This window comes from Mycobacterium dioxanotrophicus (assembly GCF_002157835.1).
GTDB classification, from domain to species: domain Bacteria; phylum Actinomycetota; class Actinomycetes; order Mycobacteriales; family Mycobacteriaceae; genus Mycobacterium; species Mycobacterium dioxanotrophicus.
On sequence record NZ_CP020809.1, the window covers coordinates 3,161,701 to 3,184,499 of the forward strand.

The window sequence follows — 22,799 nt, forward strand, 5'->3', positions numbered from 1 at the left end:
CGTTGACATCGGGTGCGGCCACGGATTGGGGGATGCGCTTGTCGGGCATGCAATTCGGGATTTTCACGGTCGGCGATGTCACGGCGGATCCGACGACCGGTCGAAAACCGACCGAAGCCGAGCGAATTCGCGCCACCGTGGCCATCGCGAGGAAGGTCGAGGAGGTGGGGCTCGACGTGTTCGCCACCGGCGAGCACCACAACCCGCCGTTCGTGCCCTCGTCGCCGACCACCCTGCTGGGCTACATCGCGGCGCTGACCCAGCGCATCATCCTGTCCACGTCGACCACGTTGATCACGACCAATGATCCGGTGAAGATCGCCGAGGACTTCAGTGTGCTGCAACATCTTTCGGACGGCCGGGTCGACCTGATGCTGGGCCGCGGCAACACCGGTCCGGTGTACCCCTGGTTCGGTCAGGACATCAGGGCGGCGATTCCGTTGACCGTCGAGCACTACCGGTTGCTGCGGCGGCTCTGGCGGGAGCAGAGTGTCGACTGGAGCGGTGAATTCCGCACGCCGCTACAGGGATTCACCCTCGCACCGCAACCGCTCGACGGGGTGCCGCCGTTCGTCTGGCACGGTTCGATCCGTACCCCCGAAGTCGCAGAACTGGCGGCCTATTACGGGGACGGGTTTTTCGCCAACCACATCTTCTGGCCGGCCACGCACACGAAACGCATGGTGCAGTTGTACCGGCAGCGGTTCGAACACTACGGGCACGGCAGTGCCGACCAGGCCATCGTCGGCCTGGGCGGACAGGTGTTCATGCGGCCCCGCAGTCAGGACGCGATCGCCGAGTTCCGGCCCTACTTCGACAATGCTCCGGTGTACGGGCACGGGCCCAGTTTGGAGGAGTTCGCTGCCGAGACACCGCTGACGGTCGGTTCGCCGCAGCAGGTGATCGATCGGACGCTGAGCTTCCGCGACTACGCGGGTGACTATCAGCGGCAGTTGTTCCTCATCGACCATGCCGGCCTGCCGTTGAAGGTGGTGCTGGAGCAGCTCGACCTGTTGGGCGAGGAAGTCGTTCCGGTGCTGCGCAAGGAGTTTGCGATCGGTCGGCCCGATCGCGTACCCGACGCTCCGACGCATGAGTCGCTCGTGCGGGCCGCCGCCGAGAGCGCAGAGGAGCAGCCATGACCAAGTTGGCAGTCATCAGTGGCGGCCTGCGTGAGCCGTCGTCGACCCGGCTTCTCGCGGATCGCATCACCGCCGCGGTGGAGTCGTCGATGTCCGAGCGGAACCTCCCGGTGAGCGCGACGGTGATCGAGTTGCGGCCCCTGGGCCGCGCGATCGTGGATGCGATGCTGGCCGGATTCGCCTCGGCTGAGCTGAGTTCGGCATTCGAGACCGTCGCGGATGCCGACGGGGTCATCGCCGTGACGCCGGCGTTCAACGCCTCGTTCAGCGGTCTGTTCAAGTCGTTCTTCGATGTGCTTCCCGAAGAGACACTTTCGGACATGCCGGTACTGATCGCCGCGACCGGCGGCACCGAACGGCATTCACTGGTGCTCGAACACGCGTTGCGGCCGATGTTCTCGTATCTGCACGCGGTCGTATCGCCCACCGGGGTGTACGCCGCCACCGATGACTTCGGTGGGCGCGGGTCAGGGCTCGCCCTGCGGATCGGCAAGGCCGCCGATGACTTCGTCCGGCTGCTACAGGCGTGCGGTCAGCGGGTTCGGCGCGACGTGTTCACCGAAGAGTTGACCGACATGGAGCAGCTTCTGGCAGGCTGGCGGCCCCGGGACGGCGGCGAGACGGTCGAAGATTGATTCGCGGGCTATTTGTCGGTCGGTGCGACTCCGCGCACGACGGCGACGCACAGATCGGCGCATACCGTAGCCAATTCGTGGCTGCTCTCCTGCGGGTCGTCGAGCCAGGCCTCGATGAGTTGGTTCACGCCGCCGACCATGAAGCGTGCGCTGCGGCGTAGGTCGGTTTCGTTCGGGGTCTCCGTGCTGAGCACGGATGGAGCGTGCTGTACCACCAGATCGGTGATCATGTCGAGTATGCGGGTGCGGTGCTCGGTCAGTCCGGCGACGCTGCTGACGTCGCCGGTGGCGATGCGGTGGATGTGCGGGTCGGCGGCGATGATGTCGAGGAAGGCCGTCAGGGCTGAGCGGAGTTTGTCGGTGAGGGTGCCCGGGTCGCCGACACCGGCGTTGACGAGCGCGCTGATCAACTCGTCGCGTACGTCGTCGGAGATGGCGAACAGCAGCTCTTCGCGGCTCGGGAACTGTTCGTAGAAGTACCGCGACGTGAGGCCGGCCGCTGCGCACACGCCACGCACGGTCACCTCGGTGACCCCTGATTCACCCCAGATCCGGCGGCCTGCGGCGAGCAGCTTGCTCCGACGTTCGGTGCGGCGGTCGGCCGCACTGATGCCGCCGTATCCGCGCACCACCTGCGTGCGCTTCATTGACAGCAGCCTACCGCCAAGCCTATGTTCGGACTACGCATGTAGTCAGTTATGGTCAGGAGGTCGTCGATGAACCTGCCCGTGCCGGCTCGCCATCCTCAGCGCCCATTGCCGGTTCCCGGTGCGATGCGGATCTTCGCGTCGATGCTCGGCCTGCGGGACCCCGACGCGGACCAGTGGCGCCGACTGGGGGAGCGACTGACCGTCGGCGACGAACCCATGGACCGCCTGGTCGACTGGATGGCCTCAGCGGGCATGGCGCAGTCGAAGGCGGTGTTCGAGCGTGCGCTCACCGAAGGTATCGGCAACGTGCCCGATGCGCCGGAACCCTTGCGGGAGTTCTTCATTCGCATCGAGACCGTTCCGGACTGGGTCGACCGCGACAAGCTCCGCAAGGGGCAGCGCGCACTGCTTCGCGGAGGTTCCGACGGCATGTCCATCGCGCGTGACGTATCGCTGCTCGGCGGGTACCAGTTCGCGGGGTTCAACAAAACCCTGCTGCGCACAGGGGCTTTGGAGAAGGGTTCGAACCAGCGTTTCGCCGAGACCATGCAGTGGGCCATGGATGTCATCTCCGACGGTGGTCTCGATCCACTCGGCATCGGCTACCGATCCACCGTGCGGGTGAGGCTGATCCACGCGTTCGTGCGCAGGCAGGTATCGGCGATGCCCGACTGGCGTGCCGACGAGTGGGGTGTGCCGGTCAACCAGACCGATATGGCCGCGACGCTGGTCGGCGCGCTCGTCGCGCCTCCCGTCGCCTCGCTCGGCATGGGAATCTTGCCCGCGCCGGGCGAACTCGATGCCATCGCGCACGTGACCCGCTACGTCGGCTGGCTCATCGGTGTCGAAGACGAATGGCTGCCCCGCAGCTTTCGCGACAGTGTGCGCGTGCTGTACCACACCTCCACCGCGCTGGCGAACCCCGACGAAACCACCCGTCAGCTGTCCGTGCCGATGGCCGAAGACCCGCTGTCGTGGCACTACCGCGGCATGGGCCGCCTGCGCCGGCGGCTGGCCTGGGCTCAGCACCTGTCGATCACCAGTGCCTTTCTCGGACCAGGTGCCATGCGCACCCTCGGCCTGCCCGTCTACATGCCTCCGTGGTATCCGGTACTGCGCGTGCCGGCGAACGTGATCCGCAGCATCGGGGCGATGACACTGCCCGGCGGTATGGACCGCGCGGTCGCGCGCGGCCGACGTGAGCAGCAGGCCCTGCTGCACACCATCATCGGCGACAGCGCTGCCTCCATCGGAGGGTCGGCCGCACCTTTCGGCAGCGCAGCTTGACTGCGGCGCAGTCGAATTCGGATTCCTACGGGTTCATCGAACCCAGGAAGTAGGTTTCGTGACCGGTCGGATACCCGCCCCCGTCGGTCGCGATGTGCACATGGTCGAAATGGTTGGCCGTTTCGTTTCCGTAGTCGGCCGTCCAACTCGGTGCCCCGATACCCGGATAGAACCCCTGCCGCCAGATCACATGCAGCACACCCCATCGTTTCGCGTTCGCCAACGCGAAACCGGCGATCTGATTGCCGAGCTCAATACCCTTCTCGGAGTGGTAATTCGGGATCATCACGTCGATCGCCAAACCGTTGGGATGCCACTTCAGCGGATCTTGGCGGTATCCGCCGATGGTGGTGATGTCGGGAAACATCATGCTGATCGCGCGGGCCACCCAGATGGTGTGGATCTGCAAGCCCTGCTCGGGTGCCTTGCCTGCCGACAGCGGGAATTGGAAGTCGCGGGCCGCCACGGGCGCATTGGCCGCCACGAGAGCCGCCTCGGGCGGGACCGGCGCCACAGACGGCGCGACGGCACGCGCGGAGTGCGGGGCCGAAAGCGCTGCCGGGTTCTCGACTTGCCCCGAATGCTCCGTGCTCTGGACGTAGAACATGGCGGCGGCCACGGTCACCGATGCGGCGAGCGCCAACAGCCGACCGCGGCCGTTGGCTGACAGTTTCCCGCTCACGGGCAGCTAGTTTACTGAGTTGCCGCACGCCGCATCGCGGACTCGGCTATCTCGTCGGCGATGCCAACGCGCGGTTTGCCACCCCGGCCGGACCCGGGCACCCCGACCCCTGATGTGATGGTCCGCGTGACCGATACCGCCACCCAGACGATCGTGATCTACACCGACGGTGCGTGCCACGGAAATCCCGGACCCGGCGGCTGGGGCGCGGTGCTGCGCTTCGGCGTGCACGAGAAGCAGCTCTACGGCGGCGAGACGGCCACCACCAACAACCGGATGGAACTGCTGGCCGCGATCATGGCCCTCGAAGCGATCACCACGCCGTACCCGGTGCAGCTGTGGACCGACAGTCAGTATGTGCGCCAAGGCATCACCGGCTGGATCGAGGGTTGGAAGCGCAAAGGCTGGAGAACCGCAGCCGGCCAACCCGTCAAGAACGACGATCTGTGGCGCCGGCTGGACGCCGCCGCGGCGAGGTACGCCGTCGAATGGCGCTGGGTGAAAGGCCACGCCGGACACGAAGGCAACGAACTCGCAGACCAATTGGCCACCCGCGGTGCGATCGAGTTCGGCGGCTCCACCCGCGGGTCGAGAGGCCGGTCATGACAGCCTCTTTCGGGATCGGCCGAAATATAGGTACAAGTACTCTGCGGCGCCACCCCCACGCAGCGGCAGACTATGGACATGCCCGATTCTCATGTGATGTCGTCTGCCGGCGCCGCGGCCGATGTGGCGAAGCCCGAGCGCGACCGCGCCGTCGACGTGGCCCGGCTGGGCGCACTCGTCGTGGTCATGTTCGGGCACTGCGCGCTGCTGCTGGCCACCATCGATGCCGGTGGTGTGGAGATCGGCAACATCCTCGGCGCCATCCCCGGGCTCGCCCCGATCACCTGGCTCCTGCAGGTCATGCCCTTGTTCTTCGTCGCCGGCGGGGCTGCAGGCGCCTACAGCTGGCACCCCGACGGGACTACGTCGTGGGGCGCGTGGTTGCTGACCCGCGCGCAGCGCCTGTGCCGGCCGGCCTTCTGGTACCTCGCGGTGTGGACCGTGGCCCTGATCGCAGTGCAGGTGACCATGGGACCCGAATCCGCCGAGGCGCTCGGGCGGGAATGCGTTGCGCTGCTGTGGTTCCTCGGCGTCTACCTGGTGGTGCTGGCGTTCGTTCCCGCGCTGACTCGGCTGTCCAGCGGTGCGGCGGCCGCGGCGGTGGTGCTTGCACTCATCGTGGCCGCCGCGGCGATGGACGCCCTACGATTCGCGGTCGACGACGCCGCGGCAGGCACCGCGAACCTGCTCATCGTCTGGCTGATCCCCGTGGTCATCGGGGTGGCCTACGCACGTCGGCTGATCAGTGTGCGCGCAGCCCTGCTCGCGGCGGCGACCGCGTTCGTCACGCAGATCTTCCTCGCGGCCCACGGCCCGTACGACGTGTCTCTGGTGGTCACCGGCACCGAGCGGGTGTCGAACGTGTCGCCCCCGACACTGCTGCTCGCCCTGCATTGCACATGGATGTCCTGCCTGTTCGTGGCGGCCGCCGGAGCCATCCGGCGCTGGGCCGAACGACCGCGGGTCTGGCGGATCGTCGCGGTCGGTAACGGAGGAGCGATGACGCTGTACCTGTGGCACATTCCGGCCATCGCGATCGCCACATTCACCTTGCACGCGTTCGGTCTTGACGCCTTCGACCCGCACGCACCCGGTTTCTGGGGGCTGCTCGCCTTGCGTGCCGTGGTGTTCGCCGTCGTGATGGCGGTGGCCTTCCGGCTGCTGTCGCCGCTGGAACATCGGGCGTTGCCGTGGTGGGACGGACGCGTGCGCCCCACCGGAACCTGGGCACTGGCCACCGGCGTGCTGGTCTGCCTGGCCGGGGCCGGCCTGGTGCTGATGGCCAAGAGCGGGCTCAGCGGTGTCATCGGCTGGACAGCGTTGGGCTGCTTCCTGATTGCGGTGCTGGGCGCACGGGCGTGCGCAGGATCTACCGTTGGCTCAACGGCGTATCGCACACTTTCGGGGTGACTGCACAAGAACCGCTGGACCGCTGGGAACATCGTGTCGAATGGCCGCTCGCCGCGGTCGCCGTGATCTTCCTGATCGGGTATTCGGTCGACGTCCTGGAACAGCCGCACGGGCTCACCGCGCAGGTGGTACGCGTGTTGACGGCGCTGTGCTGGGGTGCCTTCGCCGTCGACTACGCCGTGCGCCTGTGGTTGGCCCCCGACCGGTGGCGGTGGTTCCGTCGGCACCTGCTCGACCTCGCCATCGTGGCGCTTCCGCTCATCAGGCCATTGCGTCTGGTGCGCTTGGTGATTCTGATCACGGTGCTGCAGAAGGCCGTAGGCAACGCCATCCGTGGACGGGTGGTGGTGTACACGTTCGTCGGCGCGGCGCTGCTGGTGTACGTCGCATCCCTGGCGGTCCTCCAAGCCGAACGCGACGATCCCAGCGCCGGCATCACGACGTTCGGCCAGGCGCTGTGGTGGTCGATCACGACGATCACCACCGTTGGCTACGGCGACGAATATCCCGTCACCACCACCGGCCGGATCATCGCCGCGCTGTTGATGATCGGCGGCATCAGCCTCGTCGGGTCGATCACCGCCACGATCGCGTCGTGGATCGTGCAGCGGGTCGCCGAGGAGGACACCACCTCGCAGGCCGCCACCGTCGAGCACATCGAGGACCTGCGGTCTGAGATCCGTGCGCTGCGCGCCGAACTGGGACAGCTCACCGCACGGACCTCCGCAAACTGACGCCGACCTAATCCTCCTTGCGGATCAGCCGCCCCAGCGCCTCGCGGTCGGGGGCCAACAGTTCCTCGATGCGGGGCTTGTTGACGTCGGCGACGATGATCTCGCCGACCTCCTGGTACACATCGCTGAAGATGCCGTGCGCCTTCATCTTCTCGGTCTGATAGATGTTGTCCTCGGTGGGCGTCACGTAATAGACGATCTCGGGCTTGAACCGGTGGATCAACCACAGGTGGATGAGATCCATCAGCCGCTTCTTCCGCAGCTTCTCGGCGTAGGTGTTCTGATCGCGCACCGTGAGGATGTTGCGGCCGTGGCGGTCCTTGATGGGGTCGACGACGACGTCGGCGAGCTTGTGATCGCTGTCCCCGTAGATGCCGAGCTCCAGGACATCGGAGCCCGCGCGTCGCGGCCGGAGCTGAACGCTGAGCGTCTCGCCGAGTTGATAGTGCTCGCTCCACAGCTTCAGCCACTCTTCGAGAAGCTTCTTGGGCACCTCGGTCTGCACCAGATGCTGATGCTGGGTGGACCCCTTACCCATGGCCTTGGTGGTGGCCGTACGTCCGGACGAGGCCGCCAGCGCGGCGTCGCTGCGCGGCCCGCCGACGAGGGTTTGCGGTGTGCGGTAAGGAGATTCGACGAGACGCATCTTGCGCTGCAACCGGGCCAGCGCCAGCATGCCGTCCTGCCGCAGCGCGGTGGCGAACTCCTCGGCGGCCACGCCGTCGATCTGATGGCCGCCGTAGGTCATGAAGTTGAAGACGAAGCCCATCTTGCCGAGTTCCTCAGGGAACCGGCGCATCTCGTCGTCGGTCATGCCCGTGGTGTCCCAGTTGAACGAGGGAGACAGGTTGTAGGCCAGCATTTTGTCGGGGTACACCGCGTGGACGGCGGTGGCGAACTCCCGGGCGTCGTCGAGGTCGGCCGTCTTGGTCTCCATCCACAGGATGTCGGCGAACGGCGCGGCCGCCAGTGACTTGGCGATCGCATACGGGATGCCGCCACGAATCTGGTAATACCCCTCAGAGGTCTTGACCCGCTCGGGATCCCAGCCCACGTCGGCGCCGAGCTCCTTGGCCTTCTCCCGGGCGGCGTACAGCGACGCGGTCTTGGCGAACTTGCGCCATTCCGCAGTCGTCATCGCGGTCTGCTCGCCCTCGCGCGCACGGAACTCGAGCAGTTCGGCCACCGCGTCCCCGTACGTCTGCAGCCCCGCGTCGTCCTGCCACGCCTCGACGAACCGCGATTCCACCCCGTCGAACAGCGAGTCGAGGGACTGGTCGGGGTTCTGCTGCCACGATGCCGCCGCCTGGGCGATCAGGCCCATGATGCCCTGATGTTCCAGCCAGGCTTCCGCGGTGGCGTATTCACCTTCGGGAAGGGCGTAGAGCAGATGGCCTTTGATGTCGGTCACGCCGAGGGTGTAGAAGCGTCGCATCATCGCCAGGAAACAGGACTTGTACGACGGGATCTTCAGGTTCGTGGCGCCGAGCAGGAACGGCTGGTCACGTTCGTCGGCCCGGCCCTCGATCAGGTTGGCGGCCTCGGCGTCGGTCCGCGCGACGATGATGCCGGGGACCCGCATGATGTCGAGCTGGAAGCGGGCGGTGTTGAGCCGCTTGATCTGCTCGTCCGACGGAACCAGCACCTTGCCGCCCTGGTGGCCGCACTTCTTGGTGCCGGGCCGCTGGTCCTCGATGTGATAACCCGGCACGCCGGCCTCGACGAAACGCCGGATCAGGTTGCGTACGTGGGGATCTCCGCCGTGGCCGGTGTCGGCGTCGGCGATGATGAACGGCCGGTAGTCGACCGCCGGAGTGGCCGCCCGCTGCTCGGGGGTCATCTTCAACCGCAGATACTGCTGATTGCGGTCGGCGGTGAGCAGCGCGCGCACCAGCCCGGCTGCCTCGTCGGGTACCTGGCTCAGCGGATAGCTGGCCAGATCAGGCCCGGGATCCTCGCTGATGGACCCTTTGGCCGAGGTGGCCCACCCGCCGAGGTAGATGCCGCCGATACCCATCCGCTTCATCACCACTGCCTGACCCGGCGAGTACGGGCCGAACGTGGTGATGCTCTTCTTCTGGGCGAAGAGCTCCCGAAGGTGCGGGTAGAACGCCGCCGCGGCCTCGCGGGCCACCGGATAGTCGGACGGGATCGTGCCGCGCTGCTCGGCCACCTGACGGGCCGAGTACAGCCGGATGATGCCGTCGAAGCGCGGGCTGTCGAAATACTCCTGCGTCGCAGCGACATCCTGGTCGAACGGGGTGCTGGCGGGCGCATTGGTTTCGATCGTGGACATGAGTCTCCGCTCCTCGTCGAACTCGGGTCTGGTATCCATCATCGCGGGCGAGGAGCGGCTGCGGAACGGGTTCGCCGAAGTGCTTACCGCAGAACGGATCTGTCGACGACGTCGACGCCCTAGGCTGCCGGGCAACCTCATCGACAAGCCCGGCCGATCTGAACGAAGCTCAGCCGGTGTTGCCGGCGAACCACGCCGTCATCACCTTGCGCGGCCGCGGGGGAAAGAATCCGGCGGTAGGCGGACCGACCTCGCCGGTCTGCACCGTCCACAGCGGTTGCGAGCGGTCAACCGCCGCCGCGGGGTTCTGGTCAGGCGATGCCAGAACCGCATACGACCAATTCGCCATGCCACAGCCGTATGTCGGAACCAGGCCGTCAGCGCGGCCGCCCCACTCGTCGCCGGCGCGTAGCACGCAGCGGGTGCCGTCATCCAGAACCAGCGCGAACGGCATCGGTGTTTCCGGCGGGGTCACCGCGGGGAGTGTGCCAGGGGAAGCAAAACGACGAAGTGCTCTGTTCCACGGATCGCGCGCACACAACAGCGACGCGGGGGCCGGCCAGCATATGTTGGCGCCGGCCTCACTCGGCTCGCAGGAGTAGATGTTGTTGCCCACGGCGGCGGGCGATGGGCCTGGGCAACCGCTGACGCTCACCGATGTGGTAGTCCGGTCGGCCACCCAATAGCCGTTGGCCGGTTCACCGTTGGCGTTGACGGCCGCGACGGTTATGACGTCCGTTGCTTCCGGGTTGGCGCCGACATACCCTGCCGTCTGCAGCGCAACAACAGTGACGAATGGCAACCCTGCACAGGCTCGCAACCAGCCAGGAATGGATCCGCACATATCCACAGCCCCTTTGGTGACCTGATACCAGCGTGGCTGACCGGCGTTGTCGACGGACCTGAATCGCAGGATCGACTCACGTCGATCGCCTTGGCGATACGGCAACACGCCGAAATTTGGTCTGCTACCCGGGTAAGTTTTTATCTCTGCGTCGGGGTCGCGATCAGAGGGGTGAGGAAATGCATATTCCAACCATCGGCATTCGTCGGGGACTCGTCGGCGCATGTATCGGCGGTGCCGTCGGAACACTCGTGGCCACCACGATTGCGTTGCCGACAGCTGCCGCCCAGCCGGGATGCACGGCGGCAGGGCTGTCCAGCGCAATCGGCTCAGTAGGTGCGCAGACGGGCGACTACCTGGCCAGCCATCCTGGCGCAAACGACGCGGTCACGAACGCCGGTGGGTCGCCAGACCCTGAGGGCGCGATTCGGACGTACTTTGTCGCCCATCCGCAGGAGTGGGCCGATCTGCAACGCATCGCGCAGCCGTTGCGCGCACTGCGCCAACAGTGCAACGTGCAGGTTGCGCCCGCAGACATCGCGCGGCTGTTCGACGCGATGGCAAGTTAAGTACGGGCGAAGTTGCCCTGCGGTCAGACCAGTTCGGGCACCCGCAGGTGGGCGAGCGTCAGCTCGAAGTCGCGCTGATCGAGGATCTCTGCGCCTGCTTGCTCGCTGCCCATGGCTCTTATCCTGGCTAACGCCGGCTTGTTCTGCTCGAGCGCTTCGGCGTTGTCGAAAGTCGCGGCGGCCACGCCACGACCGGACGTTCGGTCGACGAGCAGGCTGGCACTGGAGAAGCCCTCCAGTTCCTCGAGGGCGGGCAGAATAGTCATCTTGTAGAAATCGATGCCTCGGTCGAGCTGGGCCGGGCTGGACTTGACCCAGGTGACTCGGGCGCAGGCACCCTCACCTGCGCGATGCTCGCGGTGCATCGCGGCGATCTCCCATTCCGCGACATGCGAGCTGCCACCGAAGAGTTCGGCAGCTCGGTCACGGATGTGCCGGATGGTCTCCTCGCTCGCGTGCATCGCGTCCTCGGATTCCCAGGAGCTGGTGGCGATGCAGCGGCAGGATGTCCGGTCGACCAACAAGGACAAGCCGATGCATCCCTCAATGCGCCTGAGTGCGGGCATCACACTGTCGCGCACGTGGGCAATGCCGACGTCAAGGTTGGAGGGTTGTGCCTGGATTGTGCTGCTTCGTGCGTACATCATCTGCCTCCGTCGATGTGGGGCAGCGTCTCGACGGCGCCGCCGGACCAGTCAATCGTCCTACCCCCGGCAAGGCATGGCAATGGGTGGCGGAAGCCAGTCTGATTTTGTTTCGAGTTCGATGAAACCCGCTGTGCGCCTGAATAAAACGGGGAACCGGCAAGGAATGTGTCAGCAGGTCCGGCGAGCCGATGAGGTCGATGGACGACGGTGCCAGGTGGTGCGGGCCCGATCGCCTCAGCGCCGCACACCGCGCTTGAACCGCCACAGGTACTGCGGCAGCCTGCGCAGCGGCACCGCGCGCGGCCAGTCGTCGGGGCGGAAGAAGGCATCCGAGCCGCCGTCGACGAAAACCACACTGCCGCAGAGGAAATCGGCAGAGTCCGACAACATGAAGCAGATCCACTCGGCGAGCTGGCCGGCATCACCGAAGCCGCCGACCGGCAGCGGGAAGGCCCGCACGGCCACACCTTCGCGGCGCTCGGCGAGCTGGCCCTCGAGCAGAGGTGTCATGACGGCCCCAGGGCGCCAGCGCATTGAGCCGTATATGTGCCGATGATGCTCTCCTGTTCAGGCGAAGACGAACGCTGGGTCGTTGCGATCGTGTACCCGCGTCCGCGGCCGCAACGTCCGTATCGTGCCGCGGATGAATTCTCCGTGATCGATGGGTGAACAGGTGTCCACCGGCAGCCAGGCGAAGAATCGTCAACAGTGCAGGTAACGCCTGATTCGGTGGCGCCGATAGATGCCACGTATCGGCAATTTGGGCGTTTTCGACGAGATGCCGTCCGCGACGAAGCAAAATATGCTCCTGCGCGGCGGCAGAGCGTCGGGGCGACGAAGGAATTGGAGTCAGCGGTTGAAGACGGTGCTCGGACTGGCACTGACGTCCACGGACGTCAGCTGGGCCCTGCTCGCCGGTGACGACGGGGCCGATGATGCCGTCCTCGATGACGATGCGTTCGCCGTCGACGCTGGCGATGAGCTGGCCGAACGCGGTATCGCCGCAGCCCGCGGCGCCCAAGCGATCGCGGCCTCCAGCGGCCACGACGTGCGCTCGGTCGGCCTGACCTGCGACGACGACACCGCCGCCGAGGCTGCCAAGCTGATCACGGCGCTGACATCCGCGGGGTTCGACGATGTCCGCGTCGTCCCGGCAGACCTCATCGCCGATGACGAGGTGTCCGGCGCTCACGGCGCCGCCCGTGCCGTCGTGACCGATGCCGTGCCGGCACAGGTGACGACGGTTGAGGAGCCTCCGACACGTCGCCGCACCGCCAAGTGGGTGTGGGTCGGCGGTGCCAGCGCAGCGGCAGTGGTGATCGGCGTGGTCGCCGCGGGCGCACTGTTCATGGTGGGCGATACCGAGCCCGCCGCCGACGCGGCCGCCCTGACCGCGGCCGGATCCCCGGAAATCGTCACCGCCGCGGTTCCGCGCCTGACCCCGCCCACGATCGCCGTGCACGCCCAGGACGTACAGCCCGCCAGAAAGGTGGCCGCACGCGCGGGCCGTCCCGAGGCCGAAACGCCGGTCACCACCTGGACACCGCCTGTCGAGGAGCCCGCTCCCGCCAAGCCGGTGACTCCGGCCGCTCACCCGGCCGTGGCCGCCAACGCCGTACCGTCGGCGCCGCCTACTCCGACCCCGGCGGTGCCCGCCGCCCCGCTCGCTGTCGAAACCACCCCGCCGGCGGCCGCCGCCCACCTGCCGCAGAACCTGCCGGGGCCGATCGCCCCTGGCCCGGCCGACGCCGTGGCGCCGATGGCTCCCGCGCAGGCCGCACCGACCACCACGGCCGCCCCGGCTACGCCGACCCCGACTGTCCCGCAGGCTTCACCCGCGGCGGCAAGTCAGGTGCCCACCGCGCAGGCGCCGGCGCCCGCGCAACCGGCACCGGCACAGCCGGCACCGGCTCCTCCGGTGAACCCGTTCGACATCTTCGCCAGCCTGCCGTAACGGCTGTTAGCGCATCGTCGCGAGGTTGTTCCAGAGGTTCTTCAGGCTGTCGGTACCGCCGAACAGCGTCGTGAAGTTTGTCGAGTCGACCAGCACGATGTCGCCCGCGCGGTCGGCGGCCGGTGGCATCCAGATCAACGCATTGAACTCGGTGTTGCCGGCCGCGGTGAACGGATGCGGTCGGGTGGGGTCCACGAGTTGACGCCCCAGCACCCGCAGCTCGTCGCTTTCGGGAGCGGTGAGCTCGTAATGCGGTAGGTGGGGATGGAAGTTGAACGTGGTGACGTTGGCCAGCAATCCGGGGGAGTCGAGGTCATGGTTGCCCGTCAGCGGGGCGATCTCGGTGGTACCCGCCACGACGGCAGGCCGCAGACCCCAATTGTTGTGCACCGGAACCCCGAGTGCCGTCATCAAGGACCGGGTGTACTGACCGAAGCGTTGTTGGCGGGGCACCAGGGGATCGCCGTGATGCAGGTGCTCCATCTGGCGTTGCTCGAAGTCCTCGGTGAACCCGACATCGTGGTGCGGCGCCAACAGCAGGCAGGTGCCTTCGCGGCGCAGCCACTGCCTGATGGCCTCGATCTCCTCGGGGGCGGCTTCCTGTTCGGAGAGCAGGTGGTCGAGTCCGAACACCATCAAGGTGTCGCAGTCGTCGAGGATGCCCTCATCGATCGGCAGGTGGTAGCCGGCTTGATCGATGCGCTGGAAGACCGCCACCGGGTGCCCGGTGACCGACCCGGCCAGCTCCTGGAACGCCAGCGTGGACCGGTGGAAGAGTTCCAGCGTGCCAGCGATGCCCTGCAGGAAATGCGCCGCGTCGTACTCCGGGGTCTCGTAGGCCGGCCACAACACGTTGCGGACCTCGGTCATGGTGGAGAACCGGTTGTACATCTCTGCCGGATCCCGCTGAGCTTCCCACGGGTAGCTCCACGTCCAGTAGATGCTGATGCGCCGGCGCCCGTTGTGCACGCGGGGTAGATGAAGCTGGTTGTACGTGCGTGCGGCGGTCATGACGACTCCTGAAGTGAAGCGAGGTAGTGCAGCGCCCGCAGCCCGGGCAGGAAGAAGTACGCGCCACCGCGCAACCTGGTGAACGCGGGAAGTCCCTTGTACACCTTGCGAATCGGCCGCTTGGGCGCGGTGAAGTCGAGCGTTCCGTCCTGGGTGCCGCAGATAGGGTCGTGCTCGTTGCCGAGTTCGTGGAACGCCTTGTCGTTGATCCAGACATTCTGGGCGAACTCGAACTGGCGCACCAGATTTGCGCAGATGATGAACGCCGCGATGCCCCGGTCGACACCGTCGTCGGGTGCGCCATCGGGTAGTTCGGGCCCGTAGGTCGCGCCGCGGCGGATCATCCGGCGACGGTTCATGTTGTGCGCGGTGTCACGCGGATTGAGCCTACGGGCGTGTGAGCCCAATGGGCAGGCGTAGCCGAACGGGTCCATCTCCTTGTAGCCGAAGTCGTTGTTGCGCATGGGATCTGCCCCCAACTCGGGGTCATCGTGGACGGGGGCCAGCACCAGCGGGGCACCGCTGCGCCAGCGGCCCATGAACTTCGCCGCCAGCAGATCCGCACCCTCCGGGCTGTCGGAATGCTCCCGCAGATACTCCCGGAACACCGTGACATACTCCTCCAGTCGCCGGTAGGCCATGTAGCTGCCGTTGCGCGACAGTTCGGGTGGTTGCGGGAGCAGGGTGACGGGGCCGTCCTCGTCCGGGTAGCCCAGGATGAACTCTCCGGGTTCCAGCGGGTCCCCGGATCCTGGGGTCGGTTCCTCGCCGGAGCCCTTCATCACCGGTTGGGAGAGCCGATCGCGGAAGCCGAAATGGTCGTGCGCGTAGTTGAACGGCGGCGTGGCGTTGAGGTCGAGATGCGACAGGCTGCGTACGCCCTCGGTGCGTGCCAGCAGCTTGTCATGTTCCTCGATGGACCGCCGGCACTGTTCGTCGGTGCGGGAGAACAGGATCGCGATGGCATGCAGATCCTCACCGGCCAGGCCACCGACCCAATGCTCGGGCGCGTTGGCGCCGGTGTCACCGAGAATGCCGGCCCGAGCGGCCATCCCCTCACGGAAGGCGTCGGGGAAGCTGGCCAGCGCGTCCTCGGGCACCCCGAGCGCCCGCAGCCCCGTCCAGGTGAACGCGAGGGTGACCCAGCGATCCGACGAGTCCATGGTGGCCCGGACATCGGCTGCCGACTGGACTTTGTCCAGCAACTCCGAGAGCCACGCCCGGCCGCCGGCGGGGGTGTCGAAGGTGAGGAACTCATAGCGGCCGGTGATCGCAGGGGTGCGGGTCAGCAGGATGTGCTGAATATCGTCGAGCTCCAAGGGTGATCCGTCGGTCACAGTGTGCGCTGGCCTTTCGCCCACGCCCACGCCGCGACCCGCCACCCGTCGGCGCCGCGGCGCAGCGCCACCGTGAACGTCGCACCGGTCTGCGTGACGCGGGTGCCGTTCAGATCGAAGGTCATCGTCGCGGGCACCACCACATAGGCGGCGTCCCTCGTCGTGTCGTTGTGCACCGGGTCGCCGAGGGTGACGTGGTAGCCCGACGCGCCCAGGTGCGCGCTTTCGGCCATCACATCGCGGTACCAGTCGGTGACAGCAGTGGCGCCGTGCCACACATGGGGTGCCATCCCGTCGAGGATCGAACCGTCGGGCACGAACGCCGCCGCCATCGCCACGGGGTCCTCGGCATTGAATGCGTCCAGATACGCCTTGACGGCGCCAAGTGGCGTGCCGCTCATTGCATCTGGTCGAGCATGTCGGAGAACGCCGCCTTGAGCCGGAGTGCCTTTTTGATCTCGTCGGCGCTGACGTACGGGTACTCGCCGTACTCGAGGAAGCTCGGGACCTGATGCTCCCGAACGAATTTCACGAACGCCGCCGGGTTCTCCTTCCAATCCTCGGGGAAGCCCTCCAAGTTGGTGAAGACGGTCGTGATGCCAGTGGCGCTGAACAGGGCGACGGCATCCTCGGTGTATTTGTCGAAGTCGGTGTCGAAGATGCCCTGGTATTGGAAATGCAATCCTGAGCCCACATCGAATAATTGCCATCGCAAGTAGTGCAGCCGCAACGGCGCCAAGACATCCGGGCTGCCCGCCACGGCGTCCTCGATCTGTTTGCCGTAGGCGCGGACCGCCTCCTCGCGTCCCTCCTTGACCTTGGCGATGATGGAAAACCCGTAGCAGGCAGGTGTTTTCGGGTAGAGCGGCCCGTAGCGGCCGCGCTCCAGCTCGAAGTACCCCTCCTTGGGGATGGCCATCGCGGCCGGCCTGCTCCAGTCTTGTTCTTTGCCGGTCATATTCGCTCTCCTGCCGTCACGATGGTGGCGGAACACTAACACTCAGCAGTGTCCGTGCCATCGATTATCGCGACCGTCAAATTAACGAATGTCGGCATTCTGCAAAACTCGTCGAAAACTGTTGGACATCGCGTATTGTCAAGCTGTCGGGGCCGTTCGAGGGGTTGGCCGCGTCGTCCATGTGAGCGCACGCGCGCGGCGGGATGGGGCGCTGATGACCATCGTTGCAGCCATACGGCGATGGGCGGTCGCGATTCTGGCGACCCTGCTATCGCTCGCCGCGCCGGGCCTCGCTGGTACCGTCAGTGTCCCGCCGGCGCACGCATATTCGAACGCCCCGAGCGAAATCCTGGTTGTGCCGTCCGCGGCGATGGCCCGCGACGTACGGGTCCAGTTTCTCGATGGTGGACCGGGTTCGCACGCGCTGTACCTCCTCGACAGCATGGAGGCCGGTGATGACCGCAACGGCTGGGACATCAACACCGCGGCGTTCGACTGGTACCAGGGCACCGGGATATCGGTGGTGATGCCGGTCGGCGGCAAGTCGAGTTTCTACAGCGACTGGTATGCCCCTGCCGTGGGCAACGGCGGCACCTACACCTACAAGTGGGAGACCTTCCTCACCGACGAGCTACCCACATGGCTGAGCGCCAACCGCAAAGTCGCATCGTCGGGCAACGCCGTGGTCGGTCTGTCCATGGGCGGCTCGTCGGCCCTGGTGCTGGCCGCCTATCACCCCCAGCAGTTCATCTACGCCGGCTCCCTGTCAGGCTTTTTGAACCTGTCGGCGGCGGACTGGCCCGCCAAGGTGCGTATCGCGATGATGTGGAACGGCGGATTTGATCCGGACGCCATGTGGGGGCCACCCGGTGATCCCGCCTGGGCCCGTAACGACCCCACGGTCAACGTCGGGCGGCTGGTCGCGAACAACACCCGAATCTGGATCTACTGCGGCAACGGCACTGCGCGCGACCCGTCGCTGGCCAGCCCGGACGTCCCCATCGGCGGGCTGGGCTTCCTGGAAGGTTTCGCGATCGACTCCAACCACGCATTCACCGACGCCTATATCGCCGCCGGTGGGCACAACGGCGTGTTCAACTTTCCCGACGGCATCCACAGCTGGGGCTACTGGGGGCAGGAACTGCAGCGGATGAAACCCGATCTGCTCACCACGTTGGGGGCGGCGTCGCAGCGTTGACGTCGTCGCGTCCCAGGGCCGACCGCGCGTAGGTACGCACCTGGGCCTTGGCGACCTTGCCGTTGCCGGTCAGCGGCAGCTCCGTGACGAACAGCACCTCACGAGGCCGCTTGAATCCGGCGACGGCGGAACGGACATGAGCGATGAGATCATCCGCGGTCGGGTGCCGGCCGGCCACCGGGACCACGACCGCGCAGACCGCCTCGCCCCAATAGTCGTCGGGCACCCCGACCACGGCCACCATGTCCACGTCGGGATGCAGCGACAGCACGTCCTCCACCTCGCGCGAGGACACGTTCTCCCCGCCGGTGACGATGATGTCCTTGAGCCGGTCGACCACGTACAGCCTGCCGTCGCGACCCATCCGTCCGACGTCGCCCGTCGCCAGCCAGCCGCCGGTGGCGCCGATACCGTCCGGCCAGTACCCGGGCGCGACCTGAGCGCCGCGGATCACGATCTCGCCGACCTCTGACGCCGGCAACCGCGCTCCGGCAGCGTCGACGATGGCCACCTCGACCGAGCTGTGCGGGTAGCCGGCGCTGGTGAGGATCGTGGCATCGCCCGCAGCGCCGGCGCGGTGCGCCGCGGGCCCGAGAAACGTGACGTTGCCGCCGGTTTCGGTCATGCCATAGCCCTGATGGAGGTCGACGCCGAGAGTGTCGATGGCCCGGCGCAGCAGATCCAGCGGCATGGCGGCCGACCCGTAGGCCACCGAGCGCAGTGTCGGCAGCGATCGGCCCGAGCGCTCGAGATAACCCAGCAGCGCATGCAGCATGGTCGGAGCCAGTGAACACGAGCGCACCTCGTGCCTGATGACCATGTCGGCGAACGCCTCCGGACGGAACTGGGCGGTGAGCACCACCGTCGACCCTGTCGAGTGGTGCACGAGCATGTTGTAGCCGGCGATGTGGCACATGGGGAAGGGCAGCAGATAGACCCCGCAGGATTCGACCGACCGGCCCTCGACCGTGCCCCTGACTGCGGCCAAGAGCGAACGGTGGCTGTGGACAACGCCTTTGGGCACTCCGGTGGAACCGCTGGTGAACAGCAACCAGGCCGGGTCTTCGGGTTGTGCCACGTCGATGAAGTGAGGATCGCCGCTGACGGCCGCCTGCCAGCCCGCCGAGTCGAACGCGACGATGTGCTCGGCGGTCGTGGCGGGCAGCGCCGACAGATACCGGGGGTCGCCGAACAGCACGGTGGGCCGGGTGACGGCGAGTTGAGCGGCCTGCTCTGCCGGGGCAAGTCGCTGGTTGATCAACGTGAGTACCCGCCCGCTGCGCGGCACCCCGTAATACAGCACCGCATAACCGGTGCTGTTGTCGGCGACGACCGCAACGCGGTCGCCCGGGACCGTCCGGGCGGTGACCCAGGCTGCGACACAACGGATTTGACGATCGAACTCGGCATACGTGGTCGGGGTTCCGTCGTCGCCGATCAACGCGGGCCGGTCCGGCGTGGACGCCCGCGAGATCAGCTCGTGCAGTACCGTCACCATGCCGTTGCGACCCTTGACCGTCCGCGGGGGCGGCTGCTAGACATGCTCACAGCTTAGAAACTGAGCGATCGCGCAACAATCGAGGGTACCCGATGGTGGACTCTGGCCTGGCCGGTGACGGACCGTACTACGACCCGTATGACATCGGCATCGTGGCCGACCCATATCCGGTCTACGCCCGGCTGCGCGACGAGGCGCGTTGACATGCGGTGCAGCGGCCGAGCGGTGCGCACCCTCGTGCAGGATGTGGCTGCGCCGCCCGGGCAGGTGCGCGACTTCTACGTCGACCTGTCGAACCTGCCGCAGACGCACCCGCTGGTGGTGTCGGTGAAGTGCACCGCACGCCGTGAGGTGGCCGCGGGGCACCAGGCGGACTACCGGGTTCGTGATCGGATTCCACTGGGGCCGTTGACGTTACCGGTCGTCTACGCCGCTCGGATCACCGTTGCGACGACCGGCGCGGTGACGGCCGAAGCACGTCAATTCCCAGGCGTGCGGCTGAACAGCCGGGTGACCTTCGACCCGATCGAGGACGGGACGCGCGTCGCGGAGCAGTTGACGATCCGGGCGCCGGCGCCGCTGCTGGGGTTCACGGTCGGGCAGGCCGTCAAGGCGCACATCGCGATGCTGGCCGCGGTCGCGCGGAAGTTCGAGACGCGCTAGGTGACCGAATTGCTCTCTGTTGCAACTGATTTGGCCCAGCGGTAATCGGCCTTGCCGGCGGGGGAGCGGACTATCTGCGCCGACCGGACGAACGCCTTGGGAATCTTGTACCGCGCGATCGACCGCTCGCAGACGGCGGCCAGTTCGTCGTCGGTGGCCGTGGCGCCCTCGGTGAACTGGACGACGGCCACCACCTCGTTGCCCCAGCGTTCGGACGGACGACCGACCACCACCACGTCGTAGACGGCGGGGTGCGCCGCGACGGCCCGTTCGACTTCTTCGGCGAAGATCTTCTCGCCGCCCGAGTTGATGGTGACCGAATCACGGCCTAGCAGCTGAATCCGCCCGTCGGGCAAGATATTTGCCCGGTCACCGGGTACCGACCAGCGCACGCCCGCGACGGTCGGGAACGTGCGTGCGGTTTTCTCGGCATCGCCCAGATAGCCCAGCGGGATCAGGTCGCGCCGGGCCAGCCAGCCGCCGCCCTCGCCGGGGTCGAGCACCCGGGACAGATCCTCGGCGATCACCGCGGTGTCGGACTGCGGATTGAACGTCGCCACCTCGGTATCCGCGCCGGCAGTCGCATAGGTGCTCATCTGTGCGCCGGACTCCGACGCACCCACCGCGTCGAGCAGCATGAGGTGCGGCAGTGCGGTCAGGATGCGTTCCCGGACCGTCGGTGACAGCGGCGCGCCTCCGTTGGTGATCGTCATCAGGCCGGAGAGGTCGTAGTCGCCGGACTCGATCTCGTCCACCAACGGCCGCGCGATGGCGTCGCCCACCACTGGAATGCCCAGCACGCGCTCACGTTCGGCGAGCCGCAGCACGGCGTCGGGACGCATCCGCACGACGTCGTCGGGGATCACGAGCCGTCCGCCCATGGTGACGGTGTTGTAGGCCGCCCATTGCGCGGCCCCGTGCATGAACGGCGGGATCATCAGCAGCGACATCCCGCCGGCCGCGGTCCGGGCGCGCTCGGCGAGTTCTTCGTACGACGCGATGCAGGTGTCACTGCCGAACGGCCGGCCACCCATGGAGGACAGGAAGATGTCGTGCTGGCGCCACAGCACACCCTTGGGCATGCCTGTGGTGCCGCCGGTGTAGAGGATGTACAGGTCGTCGCCCGAGGGCTCGGGCATGCCGGCATCGGGTACGGGTGTGGTGAGTGCCATCTCGTAATCGACGGCGCCCGGCAGCAGGGCGTTACCGGAGTCGTCGGCCACCTGGATGAGTACCCGCAGGTTCGGCAGCCGGTCGCGGATCGCCGCGACGCGCGGAGCGAACTCGGCGTTGTAGATCAGCGCCGCCGCGTTCGAGTCGGTCAGCAGGTAGAGCAGCTCCTCCTCGACGTAGCGGTAGCTGACGTTGAACGGGGCCACCCGGGCCCGGTAGCTACCGACCATCGACTCGAGATACTCGTTGCCATTGCGCAGGTAGATCCCGAGGTGATCCTGGCCGGACTCGTGACCCGCGAGAGCCTCGCGCTCGGTGTGCACCCCCAGGCCGGCCGAGACCAGGTAGCGCGCGAAGCCGTCGACGCGCGCATCGAAGTCGGCATAGCTCAGCCGGCGGTCCCGCCACACCAGAAAGGTCTGGTCGGGAATGGCACGGGCCACCGAGGAAAAGACTGTCGACAGGTTGAACAACACGTCACCGCTCATGGCACTCCTGTGTGCGCGGACTGAAAGGCCTCACGACCATACATCGATCACATCACTGTATGGCCGAGTGGCCCGGGTCACGCACGCGGGACAGGATCCCCTGCCACGATCACTGCGGGAAGAAGCCGTCTCCCGTCAGCACGCCCGGCTGCCAACCCTGCGCGCCGAGGCACAAGAGGGGTCGGCCGTCGGGTGATTGCGCCGCAGTCTGCGGGCCCGGGCACGGCGAACCGATCTGCTGCACCCCCTGCAGCGGGTAGGCGTAGGTCCAGAAGCCCGTGTCGACCGGCGGCCACTGATTGGGGATCCACCGGCACTGCATGGCCTCGCCGCCAGGGCCCCGGCCGAAGACGTTGGTTTCCCAGCTGAAGCACGGCGCCCCGTTGGACGCGTCGTAGCTCATCCCGGGTACATCGGTGGCGTAGTGGCCCGGCTGATCGAAATACATGTTGGTGTTGTCGGCCGCGGCCCCCGGTGCGGCTGCCACAGCGGCCGCGGCGGCTGCCGCGGTGACCAAAAGTTCGCGAATCATGTCCCACCCTCAGGTTCACCGGCCCACGGGCCGGGCTCGTCGGCCCTGGGGCAGCAGCCTAGTCGGTGGCGCGGCGGCCCGGTCACCTTTTGCTGCGAGTCAGTCCTCGGTGTCGGTGTCGGTGTCGGTGTCGAGCACGCTGACCGCGATGCCGTACGGCAGGAAACGGACCCGCCGGGTCGGATCGGTGTTGGTCTTGTTGGCGCGCAGCGCGTCGAGCTCAGTGGGAAACACCTGTTCGATGTGCGCGCCGCCGTCGCTGTCCACGGTGTAGATCGCCCACACCCCGTCACCGGCCTCGCCGGTCGTCTCCGGCTCGGTCCGGGGCCGCGCGAACCGGCCGAGTTCATCGACCAGCCCGCTCCAGCCCGGCCTGCCGCTCCCGAGAAGCTTGCCGATGCCGTCCAATGCCTCACGCGCGGCGCGGTCGAAATCCTCAGGATCGAATCCGAATGGTCCGTTGCCGCTCATCACGTCCTCCTCAG

Annotated in this window: 23 protein-coding genes and 1 pseudogene; 10 read left to right on the forward strand and 14 right to left on the reverse strand. The window is 67.0% G+C overall.

Translation table 11 applies throughout. The annotated features are described in order from the left end of the window. Positions 1-47: 47 nt before the first annotated feature. Together BTO20_RS15235 and BTO20_RS15240 are read left to right on the forward strand one after the other, a co-directional pair. Complete coding sequence (locus tag BTO20_RS15235; protein ID WP_087082115.1) at positions 48-1,142, forward strand: LLM class flavin-dependent oxidoreductase; 1,095 nt, start codon at positions 48-50, stop codon at positions 1,140-1,142. Further along, positions 1,139-1,777 (forward strand): FMN reductase, encoded by a 639-nt coding sequence (locus tag BTO20_RS15240; RefSeq protein ID WP_087077150.1) that lies wholly within the window; start codon positions 1,139-1,141, stop codon positions 1,775-1,777. Before BTO20_RS15235 ends, BTO20_RS15240 begins: the two co-directional genes overlap by 4 nt. Before the next feature lie 8 nt (positions 1,778-1,785). Here the strand turns inward: BTO20_RS15240 and BTO20_RS15245 are convergent, their stop codons facing one another. Further along, a complete protein-coding gene (locus tag BTO20_RS15245) occupies positions 1,786-2,424 on the reverse strand; it encodes a TetR/AcrR family transcriptional regulator (RefSeq protein ID WP_087077152.1) in 639 nt (212 codons plus the stop codon). 69 nt (positions 2,425-2,493) lie between these two features. On the opposite strand from BTO20_RS15245, the gene BTO20_RS15250 reads away from it, so the two are divergent. Beyond that, positions 2,494-3,714 (forward strand): oxygenase MpaB family protein, encoded by a 1,221-nt coding sequence (locus BTO20_RS15250; RefSeq protein WP_087077154.1) that lies wholly within the window; start codon positions 2,494-2,496, stop codon positions 3,712-3,714. A gap of 25 nt (positions 3,715-3,739) precedes the next feature. Here BTO20_RS15250 and BTO20_RS15255 read toward each other — a convergent pair whose 3' ends face one another. Continuing rightward, a complete protein-coding gene (locus BTO20_RS15255) occupies positions 3,740-4,396 on the reverse strand; it encodes a glycoside hydrolase (RefSeq protein ID WP_087077157.1) in 657 nt (218 codons plus the stop codon). A 117-nt stretch (positions 4,397-4,513) separates the two neighbouring features. Here BTO20_RS15255 and rnhA point away from each other — a divergent pair, with 117 nt between their 5' ends. The 3 genes from rnhA (at position 4,514) to BTO20_RS15270 (ending at position 7,146) form a co-directional block, all read left to right on the forward strand. After that, positions 4,514-5,002 (forward strand): ribonuclease HI, encoded by a 489-nt coding sequence (gene rnhA / locus BTO20_RS15260; RefSeq protein WP_087077159.1) that lies wholly within the window; start codon positions 4,514-4,516, stop codon positions 5,000-5,002. A gap of 78 nt (positions 5,003-5,080) precedes the next feature. Then, positions 5,081-6,412: an acyltransferase family protein gene (locus BTO20_RS15265; protein ID WP_087082117.1), complete on the forward strand. Its 1,332-nt coding sequence runs from the start codon at positions 5,081-5,083 to the stop codon at positions 6,410-6,412. Further along, entirely contained in the window at positions 6,409-7,146 is a 738-nt protein-coding gene (locus tag BTO20_RS15270) for a potassium channel family protein (RefSeq protein ID WP_087077161.1), read from the forward strand. Before BTO20_RS15265 ends, BTO20_RS15270 begins: the two co-directional genes overlap by 4 nt. 7 nt (positions 7,147-7,153) lie before the next feature. Here the strand turns inward: BTO20_RS15270 and aceA are convergent, their stop codons facing one another. Together aceA and BTO20_RS39325 are read right to left on the reverse strand one after the other, a co-directional pair. Further along, complete coding sequence (gene aceA, locus BTO20_RS15275; RefSeq protein WP_087077163.1) at positions 7,154-9,442, reverse strand: isocitrate lyase ICL2; 2,289 nt, start codon at positions 9,440-9,442, stop codon at positions 7,154-7,156. A gap of 169 nt (positions 9,443-9,611) precedes the next feature. Next, positions 9,612-9,917 (reverse strand): hypothetical protein, encoded by a 306-nt coding sequence (locus tag BTO20_RS39325; RefSeq protein ID WP_157680222.1) that lies wholly within the window; start codon positions 9,915-9,917, stop codon positions 9,612-9,614. A 548-nt stretch (positions 9,918-10,465) separates the two neighbouring features. Here BTO20_RS39325 and BTO20_RS15285 point away from each other — a divergent pair. Further along, positions 10,466-10,855 carry a heme-binding protein gene (locus BTO20_RS15285; RefSeq protein WP_087077167.1) on the forward strand — a complete coding sequence of 130 codons (390 nt, stop codon included), beginning with the start codon at positions 10,466-10,468 and terminating at the stop codon, positions 10,853-10,855. A gap of 23 nt (positions 10,856-10,878) precedes the next feature. Here the strand turns inward: BTO20_RS15285 and BTO20_RS15290 are convergent, their stop codons facing one another. Beyond that, positions 10,879-11,499: an antibiotic biosynthesis monooxygenase gene (locus BTO20_RS15290; RefSeq protein ID WP_087077169.1), complete on the reverse strand. Its 621-nt coding sequence runs from the start codon at positions 11,497-11,499 to the stop codon at positions 10,879-10,881. A gap of 237 nt (positions 11,500-11,736) precedes the next feature. Further along, positions 11,737-12,046: pseudogene (locus BTO20_RS15295) on the reverse strand (SDR family oxidoreductase); the annotation flags it as partial. Between the two features lie 321 nt (positions 12,047-12,367). Here BTO20_RS15295 and BTO20_RS15300 point away from each other — a divergent pair. Further along, positions 12,368-13,456 carry a hypothetical protein gene (locus BTO20_RS15300; RefSeq protein ID WP_232491234.1) on the forward strand — a complete coding sequence of 363 codons (1,089 nt, stop codon included), beginning with the start codon at positions 12,368-12,370 and terminating at the stop codon, positions 13,454-13,456. Positions 13,457-13,462: 6 nt separating this feature from the next. Here BTO20_RS15300 and BTO20_RS15305 read toward each other — a convergent pair whose 3' ends face one another. From BTO20_RS15305 to BTO20_RS15320, 4 genes are read right to left on the reverse strand one after another with little or no spacing between them, the layout of a single operon-like run. Further along, positions 13,463-14,467, reverse strand: a complete 1,005-nt coding sequence (locus BTO20_RS15305) for a hypothetical protein (protein ID WP_087077173.1) — start codon at positions 14,465-14,467, stop codon at positions 13,463-13,465. Next, entirely contained in the window at positions 14,464-15,804 is a 1,341-nt protein-coding gene (locus BTO20_RS15310; RefSeq protein WP_198344397.1) for a Dyp-type peroxidase, read from the reverse strand. The genes BTO20_RS15305 and BTO20_RS15310 overlap by 4 nt, the downstream gene beginning before the upstream one ends. After that, complete coding sequence (locus BTO20_RS15315) at positions 15,801-16,205, reverse strand: nuclear transport factor 2 family protein (RefSeq protein ID WP_087077175.1); 405 nt, start codon at positions 16,203-16,205, stop codon at positions 15,801-15,803. Before BTO20_RS15315 ends, BTO20_RS15310 begins: the two co-directional genes overlap by 4 nt. Beyond that, positions 16,202-16,762 (reverse strand): hypothetical protein, encoded by a 561-nt coding sequence (locus BTO20_RS15320; protein ID WP_198344398.1) that lies wholly within the window; start codon positions 16,760-16,762, stop codon positions 16,202-16,204. Before BTO20_RS15320 ends, BTO20_RS15315 begins: the two co-directional genes overlap by 4 nt. A gap of 214 nt (positions 16,763-16,976) precedes the next feature. Between BTO20_RS15320 and BTO20_RS15325 the strand changes: the two genes are divergently transcribed. Beyond that, entirely contained in the window at positions 16,977-17,960 is a 984-nt protein-coding gene (locus BTO20_RS15325; RefSeq protein WP_087082122.1) for an esterase family protein, read from the forward strand. On the opposite strand, the gene BTO20_RS15330 is transcribed toward BTO20_RS15325, so the two are convergent. After that, positions 17,929-19,458 (reverse strand): AMP-binding protein, encoded by a 1,530-nt coding sequence (locus BTO20_RS15330; protein WP_232491148.1) that lies wholly within the window; start codon positions 19,456-19,458, stop codon positions 17,929-17,931. The genes BTO20_RS15325 and BTO20_RS15330 overlap by 32 nt on opposite strands. Before the next feature lie 204 nt (positions 19,459-19,662). Between BTO20_RS15330 and BTO20_RS15335 the strand changes: the two genes are divergently transcribed. Continuing rightward, positions 19,663-20,121 carry an SRPBCC family protein gene (locus BTO20_RS15335; protein WP_087077177.1) on the forward strand — a complete coding sequence of 153 codons (459 nt, stop codon included), beginning with the start codon at positions 19,663-19,665 and terminating at the stop codon, positions 20,119-20,121. Here BTO20_RS15335 and BTO20_RS15340 read toward each other — a convergent pair. The 3 genes from BTO20_RS15340 to BTO20_RS15350 all read right to left on the reverse strand — a co-directional run bounded on the left by BTO20_RS15340 (position 20,118) and on the right by BTO20_RS15350 (position 22,785). Next, positions 20,118-21,782 carry an acyl-CoA synthetase gene (locus BTO20_RS15340; protein ID WP_087077179.1) on the reverse strand — a complete coding sequence of 555 codons (1,665 nt, stop codon included), beginning with the start codon at positions 21,780-21,782 and terminating at the stop codon, positions 20,118-20,120. The two genes, BTO20_RS15335 and BTO20_RS15340, sit on opposite strands and share 4 nt — an antisense overlap. Before the next feature lie 109 nt (positions 21,783-21,891). Then, complete coding sequence (locus BTO20_RS15345) at positions 21,892-22,314, reverse strand: hypothetical protein (RefSeq protein WP_087077181.1); 423 nt, start codon at positions 22,312-22,314, stop codon at positions 21,892-21,894. A gap of 99 nt (positions 22,315-22,413) precedes the next feature. Next, positions 22,414-22,785, reverse strand: coding sequence for a hypothetical protein (locus tag BTO20_RS15350; RefSeq protein WP_087077183.1), 372 nt, complete (start codon positions 22,783-22,785; stop codon positions 22,414-22,416). Positions 22,786-22,799: the final 14 nt, after the last annotated feature.

Coding starts and splice junctions, on each gene's coding strand:
- BTO20_RS15290 (WP_087077169.1), bottom strand. CDS start 11,499: ATGTACGCACGAAGCAGCACAATCCAGGCACAACCCTCCAACCTTGAC.
- BTO20_RS15305 (WP_087077173.1), bottom strand. CDS start 14,467: ATGACCGCCGCACGCACGTACAACCAGCTTCATCTACCCCGCGTGCAC.
- BTO20_RS15350 (WP_087077183.1), bottom strand. CDS start 22,785: ATGAGCGGCAACGGACCATTCGGATTCGATCCTGAGGATTTCGACCGC.
- BTO20_RS15240 (WP_087077150.1), top strand. CDS start 1,139: ATGACCAAGTTGGCAGTCATCAGTGGCGGCCTGCGTGAGCCGTCGTCG.
- BTO20_RS15315 (WP_087077175.1), bottom strand. CDS start 16,205: ATGAGCGGCACGCCACTTGGCGCCGTCAAGGCGTATCTGGACGCATTC.
- BTO20_RS15330 (WP_232491148.1), bottom strand. CDS start 19,458: ATGGTGACGGTACTGCACGAGCTGATCTCGCGGGCGTCCACGCCGGAC.
- BTO20_RS15235 (WP_087082115.1), top strand. CDS start 48: ATGCAATTCGGGATTTTCACGGTCGGCGATGTCACGGCGGATCCGACG.
- BTO20_RS15320 (WP_198344398.1), bottom strand. CDS start 16,762: ATGACCGGCAAAGAACAAGACTGGAGCAGGCCGGCCGCGATGGCCATC.
- BTO20_RS15340 (WP_087077179.1), bottom strand. CDS start 21,782: ATGAGCGGTGACGTGTTGTTCAACCTGTCGACAGTCTTTTCCTCGGTG.
- BTO20_RS15245 (WP_087077152.1), bottom strand. CDS start 2,424: ATGAAGCGCACGCAGGTGGTGCGCGGATACGGCGGCATCAGTGCGGCC.
- BTO20_RS15325 (WP_087082122.1), top strand. CDS start 16,977: ATGACCATCGTTGCAGCCATACGGCGATGGGCGGTCGCGATTCTGGCG.
- BTO20_RS15285 (WP_087077167.1), top strand. CDS start 10,466: ATGCATATTCCAACCATCGGCATTCGTCGGGGACTCGTCGGCGCATGT.
- aceA (WP_087077163.1), bottom strand. CDS start 9,442: ATGTCCACGATCGAAACCAATGCGCCCGCCAGCACCCCGTTCGACCAG.
- rnhA (WP_087077159.1), top strand. CDS start 4,514: ATGGTCCGCGTGACCGATACCGCCACCCAGACGATCGTGATCTACACC.
- BTO20_RS15345 (WP_087077181.1), bottom strand. CDS start 22,314: ATGATTCGCGAACTTTTGGTCACCGCGGCAGCCGCCGCGGCCGCTGTG.
- BTO20_RS15265 (WP_087082117.1), top strand. CDS start 5,081: ATGCCCGATTCTCATGTGATGTCGTCTGCCGGCGCCGCGGCCGATGTG.
- BTO20_RS15250 (WP_087077154.1), top strand. CDS start 2,494: ATGAACCTGCCCGTGCCGGCTCGCCATCCTCAGCGCCCATTGCCGGTT.
- BTO20_RS15335 (WP_087077177.1), top strand. CDS start 19,663: ATGCGGTGCAGCGGCCGAGCGGTGCGCACCCTCGTGCAGGATGTGGCT.